The 17,461-nt window shown below is 55.1% G+C and carries 14 protein-coding genes; 1 reads left to right on the plus strand and 13 read right to left on the minus strand.

Annotated elements, in window-relative coordinates; all coding sequences use genetic code 11:
• The 13 genes from nuoM to lrhA all read right to left on the minus strand — a co-directional run bounded on the left by nuoM (position 1) and on the right by lrhA (position 15,129).
• On the minus strand, positions 1 to 1,530 hold the full coding sequence (gene nuoM, locus V1566_RS18810; protein ID WP_023312532.1) for an NADH-quinone oxidoreductase subunit M: 1,530 nt from the start codon (positions 1,528 to 1,530) through the stop codon (positions 1 to 3).
• A 159-nt stretch (positions 1,531 to 1,689) separates the two neighbouring features.
• Positions 1,690 to 3,531, minus strand: coding sequence for an NADH-quinone oxidoreductase subunit L (gene nuoL, locus V1566_RS18815; protein ID WP_395304309.1), 1,842 nt, complete (start codon positions 3,529 to 3,531; stop codon positions 1,690 to 1,692).
• Positions 3,528 to 3,830: an NADH-quinone oxidoreductase subunit NuoK gene (nuoK, locus tag V1566_RS18820; protein WP_003861496.1), complete on the minus strand. Its 303-nt coding sequence runs from the start codon at positions 3,828 to 3,830 to the stop codon at positions 3,528 to 3,530. The genes nuoL and nuoK overlap by 4 nt, the downstream gene beginning before the upstream one ends.
• Positions 3,827 to 4,381 carry an NADH-quinone oxidoreductase subunit J gene (nuoJ, locus tag V1566_RS18825; RefSeq protein WP_023336404.1) on the minus strand — a complete coding sequence of 185 codons (555 nt, stop codon included), beginning with the start codon at positions 4,379 to 4,381 and terminating at the stop codon, positions 3,827 to 3,829. The genes nuoK and nuoJ overlap by 4 nt, the downstream gene beginning before the upstream one ends.
• A gap of 10 nt (positions 4,382 to 4,391) precedes the next feature.
• Positions 4,392 to 4,934 (minus strand): NADH-quinone oxidoreductase subunit NuoI, encoded by a 543-nt coding sequence (gene nuoI, locus V1566_RS18830; RefSeq protein WP_003861491.1) that lies wholly within the window; start codon positions 4,932 to 4,934, stop codon positions 4,392 to 4,394.
• A gap of 13 nt (positions 4,935 to 4,947) precedes the next feature.
• Entirely contained in the window at positions 4,948 to 5,925 is a 978-nt protein-coding gene (nuoH, locus tag V1566_RS18835; RefSeq protein WP_047346615.1) for an NADH-quinone oxidoreductase subunit NuoH, read from the minus strand.
• On the minus strand, positions 5,922 to 8,645 hold the full coding sequence (gene nuoG / locus V1566_RS18840; RefSeq protein WP_395304310.1) for an NADH-quinone oxidoreductase subunit NuoG: 2,724 nt from the start codon (positions 8,643 to 8,645) through the stop codon (positions 5,922 to 5,924). Before nuoG ends, nuoH begins: the two co-directional genes overlap by 4 nt.
• A gap of 55 nt (positions 8,646 to 8,700) precedes the next feature.
• Positions 8,701 to 10,038, minus strand: coding sequence for an NADH-quinone oxidoreductase subunit NuoF (gene nuoF, locus V1566_RS18845; protein WP_008500209.1), 1,338 nt, complete (start codon positions 10,036 to 10,038; stop codon positions 8,701 to 8,703).
• Positions 10,035 to 10,535, minus strand: a complete 501-nt coding sequence (nuoE, locus tag V1566_RS18850) for an NADH-quinone oxidoreductase subunit NuoE (RefSeq protein ID WP_006176513.1) — start codon at positions 10,533 to 10,535, stop codon at positions 10,035 to 10,037. The genes nuoF and nuoE overlap by 4 nt, the downstream gene beginning before the upstream one ends.
• Before the next feature lie 2 nt (positions 10,536 to 10,537).
• Positions 10,538 to 12,340, minus strand: coding sequence for an NADH-quinone oxidoreductase subunit C/D (gene nuoC / locus V1566_RS18855; RefSeq protein WP_395304311.1), 1,803 nt, complete (start codon positions 12,338 to 12,340; stop codon positions 10,538 to 10,540).
• Positions 12,341 to 12,429: 89 nt separating this feature from the next.
• Entirely contained in the window at positions 12,430 to 13,104 is a 675-nt protein-coding gene (gene nuoB / locus V1566_RS18860) for an NADH-quinone oxidoreductase subunit NuoB (protein ID WP_003861482.1), read from the minus strand.
• A gap of 15 nt (positions 13,105 to 13,119) precedes the next feature.
• Positions 13,120 to 13,560 carry an NADH-quinone oxidoreductase subunit NuoA gene (nuoA, locus tag V1566_RS18865; protein WP_014171000.1) on the minus strand — a complete coding sequence of 147 codons (441 nt, stop codon included), beginning with the start codon at positions 13,558 to 13,560 and terminating at the stop codon, positions 13,120 to 13,122.
• A gap of 630 nt (positions 13,561 to 14,190) precedes the next feature.
• Positions 14,191 to 15,129 (minus strand): transcriptional regulator LrhA, encoded by a 939-nt coding sequence (lrhA, locus tag V1566_RS18870; RefSeq protein ID WP_395304312.1) that lies wholly within the window; start codon positions 15,127 to 15,129, stop codon positions 14,191 to 14,193.
• 938 nt (positions 15,130 to 16,067) lie between these two features.
• Between lrhA and alaA the strand changes: the two genes are divergently transcribed.
• Positions 16,068 to 17,282 (plus strand): alanine transaminase AlaA, encoded by a 1,215-nt coding sequence (gene alaA / locus V1566_RS18875; RefSeq protein WP_008500204.1) that lies wholly within the window; start codon positions 16,068 to 16,070, stop codon positions 17,280 to 17,282.
• Positions 17,283 to 17,461 lie beyond the last annotated feature (179 nt).

Raw genomic sequence — 17,461 nt, forward strand, 5'->3', positions numbered from 1 at the left:
TTACGGCCTTGTAGTAGAAGCAGAATTAACAAACCACTGCTGGATGTTACCCATCGCGCTATGCGAGGTATCCAGAATCGGCTGCGGGAAGAAGCCCAGCAGCACCAGCAGTACGACCAGCAGCAGGATGATGAACAGCTCACGCAGCGACATCCCCGGCAGTTCTTGTGCAGCAATTTCGCTCTTCGCTTTACCGAAGTAAGCGCGGTGCAGCATCGCCAGCGAGTACACGGAAGCGAACACCAGACCAAAGGTGGAGATCACGGTAATCACCGGTACCACTTTGAAGCTGCCGAACAGAATCATAAATTCGCCGACGAAGTTACCGGTACCTGGCATCCCCAGGGTAGCAACCGCGAAGAACATGGACAGCGCTGGCAGCCACTTAATTTTGCTCCACAGACCGCCCATCATGCGCATGTCGCGGGTATGCAGACGTTCGTACAGCTGGCCACACAGGATGAAGAGGCCGGCTGCGGACAGACCGTGCGCAATCATCTGGATCACCGCGCCCTGGTACGCCAGCTGGCTGCCGGTGTAAATAGCAATCAGCACGAAGCCCATGTGGGAAACGGAGGTGTAGGCAATCAGACGCTTGATGTCGTACTGCGTGAAGGCCATCCAGGCACCGTAGAAGATGCCGATCACACCCAGCCACATGGCAATCGGTGCGAACTCTGCGGAAGCATTCGGGAACAGCGGCAGTGCGAAACGCAGCAGACCATAGGCCGCCGTTTTCAGCAAGATGCCCGCCAGGTCAACGGAACCCGCCGTTGGTGCCTGAGAGTGCGCGTCTGGCAGCCAGCCGTGCAGCGGAACGACCGGCATTTTCACCGCGAACGCGATGAAGAAGCCCAGCATCAGCAGGTATTCGACGCCGTGGGACATTGGCGTCTTCAGCAGATCTTCGTAGTTGAAGGTCCAGGTGCCGGTCGCGTTGTGGTGAACAAACACCAGCGCCAGAATGGCAATCAACATCACCAGACCACTCGCCTGGGTATAGATGAAGAACTTGGTTGCCGCCGTGATACGCGTTTTACCGTCGGACGCCTTGTGGCCCCACAGCGCGATCAGGAAGTACATCGGCACCAGCATCATCTCCCAGAAGAAGAAGAACAGGAACATGTCGATGGCAAGGAACACGCCGATCACGCCGCCCAGGATCCACATCAGGTTCAGGTGAAAGAAGCCCTGGTATTTTTCGATTTCTCGCCAGGAGCAAAGTACCGCCAGAACGCCGAGCAGACCGGTCAGCACCACCATCAGCAGCGACAGACCGTCAATCGCCAGGTGGATCGTAATGCCGAAACGCGGGATCCACGGCAGGATGAACTCAGACTGCCACTGCGGAATGCCCGCAGACTGGGTCAGTGAGTAACCGCCCTGCAACCACAGTTGCAGGCCAAGCGCGAGCGTCAATCCCATGGTGATCAGCGCGATCCAGCGCGGCATCTTCACGCCAAAGCGTTCAGTCTGCCAGCACAGGAAGCCGCCGATGAAGGGAATTAATATTAGCCAGGGTAGTAACATGGCGATTTTTATTCCTTGTTAAAGTCCCTAAGGGACCGATTTTCAACAAATTCGACAAAATTCACGCGTTAGTGCGGTTTGTGGTGTCGGGTGGCGCTCACGCTTACCCGACCTACGGTCTCGTAGGCCCGGTAAGCGCAGCGCCACCGGGCAAAACCACTATCGCAACACCATCAGCAGCGCCAGTACGACAACCGCACCGATGCTCATGGACGCCACATACCAGCGCAGGTAACCGTTCTCGCTGTACAGCAGGCCTTTACCTGCAAAGCGGGAGAGGATCGCCGGGATATTCATCAGGCTGTTCAGAGGGTCGCGCTTCACCAGCCACGCAATGCCCAGGAACGGCTTAACAAAGATCATGTCGTACAGCCAGTCGAAGCCCCACGCGTTGTACCACCAGGTGCCCAGCAGACGGCCCGGGGCGCTGTTGGCAACGGCAGTCACCAGCGTACGTTTACCCAGCCACAGCCATGCTGCAATCAGGATGCCCGCAATAGCGACCACGCCGGAGGTGATTTCAAGCGTCAGAACGCGACCGTGCTCAAGCTCGGTGGTGTCTGGCAGTACGCCCTGCAGCGGCGGCACAATCATCGCGCCAACGAAGGTGGACAGTACCAGCAGCACAATCAGCGGCAGGTGGTGGGTGATCCCCTTCCCTGCGTGAGCGTGAATTTGTTCTTTACCGTGGAATACGATGAAAATCATACGGAAGGTATACAGGGAGGTCATGAACGCACCGACCAGACCCGCAACCATCAGATTGATATGACCATTCGCCATGGCACCCGCAAGGATTTCGTCCTTACTGAAGAAGCCCGCGGTGATCAGCGGCAGTGCCGCCAGCGCCGCGCCGCCTACCAGGAAGCAGATATAAACCAGCGGGATGGACTTACGCAGTCCGCCCATCTTGAAGATGTTCTGCTCGTGATGGCAGGCCAGGATCACCGAACCGGATGAGAGGAACAGCAGCGCTTTAAAGAACGCGTGCGTCATCAGGTGGAAAATGGCTGCGTCCCACGCCTGAACGCCCAGCGCCAGGAACATGTAACCAATCTGGCTCATGGTGGAGTACGCGAGAACGCGTTTGATGTCGGTCTGCACCAGCGCGGCAAAGCCTGCCAGCACCAGCGTGACCGCGCCGACGATACCCACCAGATGCAGAATTTCCGGGGTCATCAGGAACAGGCCATGAGTACGCGCAATCAGGTAAACACCGGCGGTCACCATGGTCGCGGCGTGGATCAGCGCGGAGACAGGGGTTGGACCCGCCATCGCGTCGGCCAGCCATGTCTGCAACGGCAGCTGCGCGGATTTACCCACGGCACCACCCAGCAGCATCAGCGTTGCCCACCACAGCATGTTGTTGCCTGCGGCGAAGTGCGCTGGCGCCAGTTCCACCATTTCGCGGAAGTTCAGCGTGCCCAGTTCGTTGTAAAGAATGAACAGCGCGAAAGCGAGGAAGACGTCACCCACGCGGGTCACGATGAACGCTTTCATGGCCGCTGCGCCATTCTTCGGATCGGTATAGTAGAAACCGATCAGCAGGTAAGAACACAGACCTACGCCTTCCCAGCCCAGATACATCAGCAGCAGGTTATCGGCCAGAACCAATACCACCATGCTGGCGATAAACAGGTTGGTGTAGGCGAAGAAGCGGGAGTAACCCTCTTCACCGCGCATATACCAGGAGGCGAACATGTGGATCAGGAAGCCAACGCCGGTGACCACGGAGAGCATGGTCAGCGAGAGGCCGTCCAGCACCAGGTTGAAGCCGATGTTGAAATCACCAACCGACATCCACGTCCACAGCGGTACGCTGAAAGGCTGACGTCCGTTGTTAAAGAAGTCGATACCCGCATACGCTGTGACCAGCGCAGCCAGGCCGATGGAGCCAATGCCCACGGTCGCAGACAGATTCTCAGACCAGCGGCCGCGAGAAAACGCCAGCAGCACGAAGCCAATCAGCGGAAAAATAATGGTTAAGGCAAGCATGTTCATCCACGCAACTCACTTACTGAATCGATGTTCAGGTTCTGGCGGCGACGATGGAGCTGCAGTAACAGCGCCAGGCCAATACTCGCTTCGGCAGCCGCAAGGCTGATGGCAAGAATGTACATCACCTGACCATCGGTCTGGCCCCAGTAGCTTCCGGCGACCACGAAGGCCAGCGCGGAGGCGTTAATCATGATTTCCAGACCGATCAGCATAAACAGCAGATTGCGGCGGATAACCAGACCGGTCAAACCCAGGACGAATAAAATCGCAGCGAGGATCAGTCCATGTGTTAAGGGGATCATGCGCGCTCCTCCATTTTTCTTTTCGCGCGGTCGTCAGTGCGGTTGCTTAGCACCTCGCCAGCACGCTCTTCGCGGCCAACGTGGAAAGCAACAACCAGACCCGCCAGCAGCAGCATTGAGGCCAGTTCAACCGCCAGAACGTATGGGCCAAAGAGCGTAATACCGACCTCTTTCGCGCCAATCGGCGTGCCGTCAATGCCCTGATCGTTTACACCCAGAATGGCGTAAACGATCACCACCAGCATGATGGCCGACAGAATTGCCGGGCCAATCCACACCTGCGGTTTTAACCACTGACGTTCCTGCTCAATTTCAGAGCCGCCCAGGTTCAGCATCATCACCACGAACACGAACAGCACCATGATGGCCCCGGCGTAGACGATGATTTCCAGCGCACCGGCAAAGTGCGCGCCCAGTGCGAAGAACACCCCGGAAATGGCCAGCAGCGAGATGATTAAGTACAGCAGCGCATGCACCGGATTGGTGTGCGTGATCACTCGCAGCGTAGCCAGGATGGCGATAAGGCCACAGATATAAAAAGCGAATTCCATTGCCCTCTCCTTACGGTAACAGGCTCTTGACGTCGATAGGCTTAGCTTCGTTCTCTGCTTCGCCCTTATCTTTGCCGTCGATTGCCATACCCGCCATCCGGTAGAAGTTATATTCCGGGTATTTGCCCGGACCGGAAATCAGCAGATCCTCTTTCTCGTACACCAGATCCTGACGCTTGTACTCACCCAGCTCGAAGTCTGGAGTCAGCTGAATCGCCGTGGTTGGGCACGCTTCTTCACACAGACCGCAGAAGATGCAGCGTGAGAAGTTGATGCGGAAGAACTCAGGGTACCAGCGGCCGTCTACCGTCTCTGCTTTCTGCAGAGAGATACAGCCTACCGGACACGCTACCGCACACAGGTTACAGGCAACGCAGCGCTCGGAACCGTCCGGGTCGCGCGTCAGCACGATACGGCCACGGTAGCGCGGCGGCAGGTATACCGGCTCCTCCGGGTACATCCGGGTTTCGCGTTTGGCAAACGCGTGCAGGCCGATCATCCAGATACTGCGTACCTGGGTACCGAAGCCTACCAGTAATTCTTTTAAGGTCATGGTCTATAGCCCCTTATGGCTGCTGCCAGAGAATGACAGCCGCCGTTACCAACAAGTTGACGAGCGTCAGCGGCAGGCACACTTTCCAGCCGAAGGACATTACCTGGTCATAACGCGGACGCGGTAACGCTGCGCGAATCAAAATGAACATCATCATGAAGAACGCGGTTTTCAGCGCGAACCAGATGAACGGCGGTAAGAACGGGCCATGCCAGCCACCGAAGAACAGCGTTACCATCAACGCGGAAATGGTGACGATACCGATGTACTCGCCCACGAAGAACAAACCGAATTTCATACCGGAATATTCGATGTGGTAACCATCGGCCAGTTCCTGTTCGGCTTCTGGCTGGTCAAACGGGTGACGGTGACACACGGCCACGCCCGCGATTGCAAAGGTAATAAACCCAAAGAACTGCGGAATAACGTTCCAGATGTCGGCCTGGTTGTTGACGATGTCGGTCATGTTGAATGAACCGGCCTGCGCCACCACGCCCATCAGGGAGAGCCCCAGGAACACTTCGTAGCTCAGCGTCTGCGCGGAAGCACGCATCGCACCCAGCAGCGAGTATTTGTTGTTACTGGACCAGCCTGCGAACAGCACCGCGTAAACCGCGAGGCCTGCCATCATCAGGAAGAACAGAATGCCGATGTTCAGGTCTGCGACCACCCAGGTCGGGCTGACCGGAACGATAGCAAACGCCAGCAGCAGCGAGGTGAAAGCGATCATCGGTGCCAGAGTAAAGATCACGCGGTCAGAGAAGCGCGGGATCCAGTCCTCTTTAAAGAACATCTTGATCATGTCCGCGACCAGCTGGAGTGAACCACCCCAGCCCACGCGGTTCGGTCCGTAACGGTTCTGGAACAGACCGAGCAGACGACGTTCACCAAAGCTCATGAACGCACCGCAGGTGACCACTACCAGCAGGATAACAACCGCTTTCAAAATGCTCAGCAGGATGTCGATAAGATCCGGCGTTAACCAACTCATGCTTTTGCCTCCTGCAGGTTATCAAGACGCGCACCCGCCAGAACCGGCGCGATGCCAGGCATACCCATCGGCAGACCCACCTGCCCTGCTGTCAGACCTTCGGAGATAATCAGCGGCAGGCTGATTGTCTGGCCGTCATAGCTAAAGGCAATGTTCGCGCCCGCGTTAACGCCAAGCTTCGCGGCATCCGCCGGGTTGAGCTTGATGTACGGCTGCGGCATACGGGTCTGGAAGACCGGTGAACGCTGGGACAGCTCGTCGCTACCGAACAGATGGTAGTACGGCGCGATACGCCAGTTGCCATCCTGCGCCTGGAAGATCGCCGGTACGGTGGTAAAGAAGTCCAGACCGGTTTCGGAGGCTTCAATCAGACGCACGCCCGGATCCCCGTGGCGCAGGGAGCCACCCACTTCAGCCTGGAACTTGTTCCATGCCTGAGGGGAGTTCCAGCCTGGCGCCCATGCGAATGGGATTTGCGAACGCGGCGCAGACGGCTGGTTGTTCCCTTCCATGGAGAAGGCAAACATGGTGTCTTTATCCTGCGGCTGGCGCGGTTCGTGTACGCTGATATTGGCGCGCATCGCGGTACGGCCGCTATAGCGGTGCGGTTCACGCGCCAGTTTCTGGCCGCGGATGCGGAAGCTTGCTTCAGGTGCGGCATCTTTAATGCCTGCCAGCTGAGGCAGTTTTTCGACTACCGCGTCGATAACGTGGTCGAGCTGCGTCCAGTCCACTTCACGGCTCTGCACGGTGCTGTGCAGGGAGTGCAGCCAGCGCCAGCTTTCCAGCATCACGGTGTTGCTGTCGTAGTACGCCGGGTCGTAAACCTGGAAGAAACGCTGTGCGCGGCCTTCGTTGTTGATAACGGTACCGTCGCTTTCTGCGAAGCTTGCCGCAGAGAGCACCAGGTGCGCTTTGTCCATGATCGCGGTGCGCTGATGGTCAATCACCATCACCAGCGGCGCTTTGGAGAGCGCGGCGTCAACGCGAGCGGCAGAGGCGTGGCGGTGCAGGTCGTTTTCCAGCACCACAACGGCGTCAGCGGCACCGGATTCCAGTTCGCTTAACGCAGCTTCCAGCGAGCCGCCGCCGATCATACCCAGACCGATGCTGTTCACCGCACGGGCAATCATGGTCACACCGACGTCCGCACCGCGGCCTTTCAGGGCTTTGGCAACGTTGGCTGCCGCCTGAATGATCTCCGCGCTGCCGGCGTTGGTACCGGAAATAATCAGCGGTTTCTTCGCACCCGCCAGCGCCTGAACAATCACGTCAACCTTGTTCTGCAGGTCGCGATCCAGTTCAACGGCCGGAGAGTTGCTGTCCAGCGCGTGGGCAATCGCAAAGCCAAGGCGCGCCTGATCTTCAACCGGCGCGCAGTAGGTCCACGCGGCGATGTCGTCCAGACGGGTGTTGTCGACGTTGGTTACAAACAGAGGATGCTTCGCGCGCTGGCCGATGTTCAGGATCGCCGCAATCTGCCAGTCAGCCACTTTCTGCGCCGCTGCCATTTCACGTGCTTTCCCCTTCACCGCCTGACGAACCGCCAGAGCCGCGCGTGCGCCCGTCTGCGTCAGGTCTTCACCCAGCACCAGGACCGCATCATAAGATTCAATTTCGCGCAGCGCAGGGGTGTGGACACCGCCTTCACGCAGCACTTTCAGTACCAGTTGCAGACGTTCCTGCTCGCCCTGGGCGATACCGGTATAGAAGTTTTCCGCTCCAACCAGCTCGCGCAGCGCGAAGTTGCTTTCGATGCTGGCGCGCGGGGAGCCAATACCGATCACTTTCTTCGACTGGCGCAGAATATCTGCCGCGCCCTGCATCGCCTGTTCAGCGTTCAGGGTAATGAAATCGTCGCCACGGCGCTGAACCGGCTGACGCGGGCGGTCTTTCAGGTTCACATAGCCATAGCCGAAACGACCGCGGTCGCACAGGAAGTAGTGGTTAACGGTCCCGTTGTAACGGTTTTCGATACGACGCAGTTCGCCGTAGCGCTCACCCGGGCTGGTGTTACAGCCGAGGGAACACTGCTGGCAGATGCTTGGCGCAAACTGCATGTCCCATTTACGGTTGTAACGCTCGGAGTGGGTTTTGTCGGTGAAGACGCCGGTCGGGCAGATTTCTACCAGGTTACCGGAGAACTCGCTTTCCAGCACGCCGTCTTCCGGACGACCGAAGTAGACGTTATCGTGCGCGCCATATACGCCCAGATCCTGACCGTCTGCATAGTCTTTGTAGTAACGCACGCAGCGGTAGCAGGCGATGCAGCGGTTCATTTCGTGAGAGATGAACGGCCCCAGGTCCTGGTTACGGTGGGTACGCTTGGTAAAGCGATAGCGACGGAAGCTGTGGCCGGTCATCACGGTCATATCCTGAAGGTGGCAGTTACCGCCCTCTTCACAGACCGGACAGTCGTGCGGGTGGTTGGTCATCAACCATTCCACAACGCTTTCGCGGAACTGTTTCGCTTCTTCGTCATCAATCGAAATAAAGGTGCCTTCGGTGGCTGGCGTCATACAGGACATCACCAGGCGACCACGCGTGTCTTCCGCGTTTTGATATTGCTTCACCGCACACTGGCGGCAAGCACCGACGCTGCCCAGCGCCGGATGCCAGCAAAAGTACGGAATATCGAGGCCAAGAGACAGACAAGCTTCCAGCAGGTTGTCCGCCCCGTTGACTTCGTATTCTTTGCCGTCTACATGAATCGTAGCCATTAGCATGCTTCCAGTTGGCTCGGTCGAAACCGAGCGTTAATCAAAATTCTTGTCGTTACCAGCGCGCTTTAAGCAGGTTCGGCTGAATCCCATTAATCGCATGGGTATTGCTGAACGGCTGCTTGATGCCTGCTTCGAACTCGTCGCGGAAATATTTGATCGCGCTCTGCAGAGGTTCGACGGCACCCGGTGCGTGGGCACAGAAGGTTTTACCCGGGCCTAAGAATCGACACAGTTGCTCAAGCGTCTCGATATCCCCAGGCTGGCCTTCGCCACGTTCGATTGCACGCAGGATCTTCACGCTCCACGGCAGACCATCACGGCACGGTGTACACCAGCCGCAGGACTCGCGGGCGAAGAACTCTTCCAGGTTACGCACCAGCGAGACCATGCCGATCTCGTGGTCGACGGCCATAGCCAGCGCCGTACCCAGACGGCTGCCTGCTTTACCAATGCTTTCGAATTCCATCGGCAGGTCAAGGTGGGCTTCGGTCAGGAAGTCTGTCCCTGCCCCACCCGGCTGCCAGGCTTTGAATTTCAGGCCATCGCGCATGCCGCCCGCGTAGTCTTCAAGAATTTCACGTGCGGTGGTACCGAACGGCAGTTCCCAGACGCCAGGATTTTTAACGCGACCAGAGAAGCCCATCAGCTTGGTACCGGCATCTTTGCTCGAGGAGATGCCCTGATACCACTCCACGCCGTTGGCGAGGATAGCCGGAACGTTACACAGGGTTTCAACGTTGTTTACGCAGGTCGGTTTACCCCATACGCCGGAGCTTGCCGGGAACGGTGGCTTGGAACGCGGGTTCGCGCGGCGGCCTTCCAGGGAGTTAATCAGCGCGGTTTCTTCACCGCAGATATAACGCCCTGCACCGGTGTGCACGAACAGTTCGAAGTCAAACCCGGTACCCAGGATGTTTTTGCCCAGCAGTCCCGCTTCGGTAGCTTCGGCAATCGCGCGACGCAGGTTTTCCGCCGCTTCGATGTACTCACCGCGCAGGAAGATGTAGCCACGGTACGCTTTCAGCGCAAACGCGGAGATCAGCATGCCTTCCACCAGCAGGTGCGGCAGCTGTTCCATCAGCAGGCGGTCTTTATAGGTGCCCGGCTCCATTTCATCGGCGTTACACAGCAGGTAACGGATGTTCATGGATTCGTCTTTCGGCATCAGGCTCCACTTCAGACCGGTGGAGAAGCCCGCACCGCCGCGCCCTTTCAGGCCGGATTCTTTCACCGCATTAACGATGTCATCCGGCGCCATGCCGCCGAGAGCTTTACGCGCACCGGCATAGCCGTTTTTGCTCTGGTATTCGTCGAGCCATACCGGCTGTTTGTCATCGCGCAGACGCCAGGTCAGCGGATGCGTCTCAGCAGTACGAATTACAGTTTTCATTTGTACTGCTCCAGCAGGTCAGGAATCGCTTCCGGCGTCAGATGGCTGTGAGTGTCCTCATCAATCATCATGGTCGGCCCCTTGTCGCAGTTACCCAGGCAGCAGGTTGGCAGCAGAGTAAAGCGTCCATCGAACGTGGTCTGGCCCGGCTTGATATTGAGCTTCTTCTCAATCGCAGCCTGAATGCCCTGATAACCGGTGATGTGGCAGACAACGCTGTCACAGTAGCGGATCACATGGCGGCCAACCGGCTGACGGAAGATCTGGCTGTAGAACGTGGCTACGCCTTCTACGTCGCTTGCCGGAATACCCAGCACTTTCGCGATCTCATAGATCGCCCCATCCGGCACCCAACCACGCTGTTTCTGTACGATTTTCAGCGCTTCAATGGACGCCGCACGCGGGTCTTCGTAGTGGTGCATCTCATGCTCAATGGCGGCACGTTCTGCTTCACTCAGCTCAAAAGCCTCGGTTTGTGGTTGTTGATTCTCGTGCATAATTAGCGGTCCACATCTGACATAACAAAATCGATACTACCCAGATACACAATCAGGTCGGAGACCAGACTGCCGCGGATGGCGGACGGGATCTGCTGCAGGTGCGCAAAGCTCGGCGTACGCACGCGGGTACGGTAGCTCATGGTGCTGCCGTCACTGGTCAGGTAGTAACTGTTAATACCCTTGGTCGCTTCAATCATCTGGAAGGATTCTTGCGCCGGCATGACCGGACCCCAGGAAACCTGCAGGAAGTGGGTGATCAGGGTTTCGATATGTTGCAGCGTGCGCTCTTTCGGTGGCGGCGTCGTCAGCGGGTGATCCGCCTTGAACGGGCCTTCCGGCATGTTGTTGAGGCACTGCTCAAGGATGCGCAGACTCTGGCGCAGCTCTTCTACTTTCAGCATCACACGGGTGTAGCAGTCGGAGACACCGCCGCCCACCGGGATTTCAAAGTCGAAATTCTCGTAGCCAGAGTAAGGACGGGCTTTACGCACGTCGAAATCAATACCGGTCGCACGCAGACCTGCACCGGTCGTCCCCCACTCCAGCGCTTCTTTCGCGCCGTAGGCAGCAACGCCCTGGGAACGGCCTTTCAGAATGGTGTTACGCAGCGCGGCTTTCTCGTAAGACGCCAGACGTTTTGGCATCCAGTCGAGGAATTCACGCAGCAGACGGTCCCAGCCGCGCGGCAGATCGTGTGCCACACCGCCGATACGGAACCAGGCCGGGTGCATACGGAAACCGGTAATCGCTTCCACCAGATCGTAGATTTTCTGACGGTCGGTAAAGGCGAAGAAGACCGGGGTCATCGCGCCGACGTCCTGAATGAACGTGGAGATGTACAGCAGGTGGCTGTTGATACGGAACAGTTCTGACAGCATGACGCGAATCACGTTAACGCGATCCGGCGTAACGATTCCCGCCAGTTTCTCAACGGCCAGCACGTATGGCATCTCGTTGACGCAGCCGCCGAGGTACTCGATACGGTCGGTATACGGAATGTAGCTGTGCCAGGACTGACGCTCACCCATCTTCTCAGCACCACGGTGGTGGTAGCCGATGTCAGGCACGCAGTCGACAATCTCTTCGCCGTCAAGCTGAAGAATAATACGGAATGCACCGTGCGCAGACGGGTGGTTTGGACCGAGGTTGAGGAACATGAAGTCCTCGTTTTCGGTACCGCGCTTCATGCCCCAGTCTTCCGGCTTGAAGGTCAGCGCTTCCATCTCCAGATCCTGCTTGGCTTTGGTCAGCTCAAACGGATCGAATTCGGTTGCACGTGCCGGGTAGTCTTTACGCAGCGGGTGGCCGGTCCACGTCTGCGGCATCATGATGCGCGTCAGGTGCGGGTGGCCGTCGAAGGTCATGCCGAACATTTCCCAGGTTTCACGCTCGTACCAGTTGGCGTTCGGGAAAAGTTTGGTGATCGTCGGCAGATGCATGTCGTTTTCAGACAATGCCACCTTGAGCATGATATCCGTATTACGGTCTATTGAGATCAGGTGGTAGAAAACGGAAAAATCCGCAGCAGGGAGACCCTGGCGGTGGGTACGAAGACGTTCATCCATGCCGTGTAAGTCAAACAGCATGACGTACGGTTTTGGCAATTTCTTGAGGAAATCGACAACTTCCAGCAATTGCTCACGCTTCACCCAAACAACGGGTACCCCGGTGCGGGTAGCCTGAACAGTAAAGGCATCCGGCCCAAAACGGTTGCGCAGTTCGCCAATGACGGGGTCATCCAGATGATCCCTTGTCTGCCAGGCGGCTTCTTGCGCGGTTAAGTCGGTCATATTGTTCACCATTGCAAATGGTCCGTGGTGACTGTTGAGCCTGGCTTCGCGCTATTTGAGTAGTGATATGCGAAGGTGTTCTCCAGGCCTACAGGCGCAAATTAAATTTCGTCAGGCGTACGCAGATTGGTGACAGCAATACGTTCACCACGTTTACGCTCGCGCTCAGACTGCATGTTCGCGCGATACACACCCTGATCGCCAACAACCCACGACAGTGGGCGACGTTCTTTACCGATAGACTCCTGCAGCAGCATCAGCGCCTGCATGTAAGCTTCCGGACGTGGCGGACAACCCGGGATGTACACATCCACTGGAATAAACTTATCTACGCCCTGCACGACGGAATAAATGTCGTACATACCGCCAGAGTTTGCACATGCGCCCATGGAGATAACCCATTTAGGCTCCAGCATCTGGTCATAAAGACGCTGAATAACAGGTGCCATCTTGGTAAAGCACGTACCGGCTACCACCATCAGGTCAGCCTGACGTGGGGAAGCACGCAATACCTCTGCCCCAAAACGCGCAACGTCATGCACCGCAGTGAATGACGTCACCATTTCAACGTAGCAGCAAGAAAGGCCAAAGTTGTACGGCCAGATGGAGTTCTTACGACCCCAGTTGACCATATCGTGCATGGCATGCTCGAGCTTGCCCATGTACACGCTTTTATTGACTTCTTGCTCCAGGGGGTCGGTTACGATCTCCTGTTTTTGCAGGGGGTAACGGTCATTCTCACCGTTAGGATCTATGCGGGTGAGCGTATAATCCATCTTATTGCCTCGCTGTTACTGCTGACGATTAGAGATACTGTTTTCCGGGTTGATGTGTTCACGACGTGAACGCGCAGGCGTCCAGTCAAGCGCGCCAATACGCACCAGATAAACCAGACCGGCCAGTAGCACTAAAATGAAAATTGCGGCCTCGACAAAGCCCACCCAACCACTTTCGCGGATGGACGTTGACCATGCGAAAAGGTAAAGCGCTTCCACGTCGAAGATGACGAAGAACATGGCTACCAGATAGAACTTGGCAGACAGGCGTAAGCGAGCGGAACCTACTGAATCAATACCGGATTCGAAAGGTGTGTTTTTGTGCCTTGCACGGGCGCGACCGCCCAGGAACCAGCCGCCGACTAACATCAGGCAGCACAGGCCAATGGCTACAATAAGAAAGATTGCGAATGCCCAGTGATGAGCGATGACTTCTGTGGATGTTGACATACTCATTGCTTACTCATCAAAAGTGATACCAACGACACTGCTCTTGCTGGCAGATGGGCATCACATCGATTCATGGGGAGGAACAAATAACCTTACACTAACTGTCTGAAATGAGACGTAGACAGCAAAATGATGGGGTTTTTTACTCCTTTCTATAACCTATTGTCAACTTTAACAAAGGTTTCTTCACATTAAATTACATCGAGCGATTCTCATTAACATTTGGTGCCCTTTAACCCTGGTGGGTGCATGACTTTCCGTCAAATGTATGTTGTTGAATCGTGTCCGTTTCGGAAGTAAAAAAAATAACCCTCCTATTTTGACAGGATTTGCCAACGATTCCTCCCCCCAAATAGGAGTATTTTCTTGATCTGAGACACGCTTTTGTTAATTCAACCTGGAAAACGGCAACATATTTCCTGTTTTTTTAACATGAGAGGGATGTGGATGAAGGTAGAACGGAAAACGGACAAGTTTTAAGCAACTCAATATAACCCACTGATAAATATAAAATACCCTGGAAATCCATACGCCATAAGCGGGTATTATTGCTAAAAAAAAGCCACTGCATGTGAAAATCACACGAGTGGCTTTTTTTTACACTTACATTTTGTTACCAGAATTTTGAGCTATCGGTCACTCAAAATCCCCTTCAACGATCAGGGAGTCGTCCCCCCCTTCGGAGGTAATGCGTTCGAACTGCCATGGGTTATGGTAGTTTTCCATTGCCTCGAACACCACTTTGGCCAACTCGTTATGGCTTGACGAATTGTGGCAGAGCAGATACTCCGTATCCGGCAGCGCAGGAAGACCATCGGATTTCCCCAGAACGCGCAGATCGGGGCTCATCATCTCTACCGGACGGGCCGTTACACCCAGACCGGCCTTCACGGCGGCACGGACCGCTGGCAGCGTGGAAGCCACATACGCCAGACGCCACGGAATGTTGGCCTCATTCAGCGCCGTGAGCACCATGTCGCGGAACGGGCTCGGATCATCCAGTAAGACCAGTGGAACCGGCTCGCCTTTTTGCAGCACGTATTCGGCTGCACAATACCAGTGCGTAGGCGATGTGCGCAGCGTCAGGCAATCAAACTGCCCGGGACGATGCGTCGTCACCACCAGATCGACTTTATTCTCATTTAACATCTCAACCATAAAGGCATTACGCTTTACGCTAACGTCCAGCGCAAGCTTCGGATAAACCGAACTAATTCGATTGAGAAGAAACGGTAATATAGTATCCGCTGACTCATCAGATGCGCCTAACGTTAGCACCCCTTGAAGGTTGCTAAACATTAATGACATACATGCTTCATCATTAAAGCGAAGAATTTTCCTGGCATAACCCAGAAGCTGAATACCGTGTTCCGTTAAGAGCTTATTACGCCCATGACGCGCAAAAAGCTCTTTACCAACCAGTTGCTCCAGCCGCTGCATTTGCTGGCTGACGGCAGACTGAGTTCGGCAAACGGCGGCAGCAGCAGCTGCAAAAGTGTTGAGATCGGCGACCGCAACAAACGTTCTCAGCAGATCGAGGTCGAGATTCATTATCGGACGATTTGCATTTATCATATCTATTCACTTTCAGGTTGCTCGTGCGGAGCTGCCCGGGTTGAAGCTGTGTGTGTACAGTTAAGCAATTCCCTCTGAAGATTTTCCCTCGCATCCCGGCCCGGCAGACTGCCTGACAGATAGTTATTGTGCTGCTTTTTATCAACAGTCAGAAAGCACGTTTCATGACGTTATTTTTATTCTCTTAAACGTTCAGGATATTTAGATGTTCGCAGGTTTATGTAAATTACATTAAAGGTGTAACACCTTTTCTGCCATCTTTATCGCAGCGCTGTCAACGTAGCAGGAGATGTTCGACACATTCCAGCCAGAGATAACTCCAACAATAACAATCAATTAATTCGGAAAAGCAGTGTCAGATATACAAAATGCCTGCATCTGCCCTCTGCTTTCCTGAAAGACATCTTAACCCAAATCCACTTTATTTATAAGTCTTATTGCAATATTGAGGATTAAAGAAGAATGTTAAGCTTCTAAACTAATTTTATTAGAATTAACTAAAGTTGCATTTTTTAGGTTAATAATAAATAAATTTTAATTTAGATTAAGACCATTCATTAATGGCACTTAACATTAATTTCACATGAGTAACTTTTAGCCACAGCATGCTATTACAGGAACATGTATCAAGCATTCAGGTTTAACGAAATGTCACTCTGGGTGATTGCCACCTTTGTCCTGCTTCCCACCTATTTTTACCAGCACAATATACACAATTTTGACAAATGAATAGCACATTTAACCTAATATGACACTGTGCGCACAACTTTAAGTCAGTATGAAAGCACACACATAGCGAAAAAGATTTATCAAAATTTTGCTCCCGGCACAAAATCTTCTACTGCACACCCTTCAAAACGAAGCGCGGGGGGAGTACATTATTCCGTGCTGACTTCCACGGCAGGGAGTGGCAATAATAGCGAAAAGGTTAAAGGTTCATGTCCCCTATCGAAAAATCCAGCAAGCTAGATAACGTCTGTTATGACATCCGCGGCCCGGTTCTGAAAGAGGCAAAACGCCTTGAAGAAGAAGGCAACAAGGTTCTGAAACTCAACATTGGTAACCCTGCGCCATTTGGTTTTGAAGCGCCGGATGAAATTCTGGTTGATGTGATCCGCAACCTTCCTACTGCACAAGGCTATTGTGATTCAAAAGGACTTTACTCCGCACGTAAAGCCATCATGCAGCACTACCAGGCACGCGGTATGCGTGATGTTACCGTTGAAGATATTTATATCGGCAACGGTGTCTCCGAACTGATTGTGCAGGCGATGCAGGCGCTGCTGAACAGCGGGGACGAAATGCTGGTACCCGCGCCGGATTATCCGCTGTGGACGGCTGCCGTATCTCTTTCCAGCGGTAAGGCCGTGCACTATCTGTGCGACGAGTCCTCTGACTGGTTCCCGGACCTCGATGATATTCGCGCGAAAATTACGCCTCGCACGCGCGGCATCGTGATCATTAACCCGAACAACCCAACGGGCGCGGTATACTCAAAAGAGCTGCTGATGGAGATCGTCGAGCTCGCCCGCCAGCACAACCTGATCATCTTTGCCGACGAAATCTACGACAAGATCCTGTACGACGCGGCACAGCACCACTCAATCGCTGCGCTGGCCCCGGATCTGCTGACCGTCACCTTTAACGGCCTGTCTAAAACCTACCGCGTCGCCGGTTTCCGCCAGGGCTGGATGGTATTAAACGGTCCGAAAAAGCACGCCAAAGGCTATATTGAAGGGCTGGAGATGCTGGCCTCAATGCGTTTGTGTGCCAACGTTCCGGCGCAGCACGCGATCCAGACGGCGCTGGGTGGCTATCAGAGCATTAGCGAGTTCATCGTTCCCGGTGGTCGCCTGTACGAACAGCGCAACCGCGCATGGGAGCTGATCAACGATATTCCGGGCGTCTCCTGCGTGAAGCCGAATGGCGCGCTCTATATGTTCCCGAAAATTGACGCGAAGCGCTTTAATATTCACGACGACCAGAAAATGGTGCTCGATTTCCTGCTGCAGGAAAAAGTGCTGCTGGTTCAGGGTACGGCGTTTAACTGGCCGTGGCCGGATCACGTGCGTATCGTGACGCTACCGCGCGAAGATGACCTCGAAATGGCCATCAGCCGCTTCGGGCGCTTCCTGTCCGGTTATCATCAGTAACGCTGGCTTTCTGCCGGGTGGCGCTGCGCTTACCCGGCCTTGTATTATCCTTCCGTGCAGAAAGAACCGGCCTGTTCTTTCTGCCATGCAGTCCACATGCCGTACCCGGCCTTAGGCCACGAGCCTGTGTTGTAGATCCCTGCAGTGGACTGCACCTTCTCCACAAGTGACAAACCGGA

The sequence above is a fragment of the Enterobacter sp. ECC-019 genome (assembly GCF_043974075.1).
In the GTDB taxonomy this organism is placed as follows: Bacteria; Pseudomonadota; Gammaproteobacteria; order Enterobacterales; family Enterobacteriaceae; genus Enterobacter; species Enterobacter asburiae_D.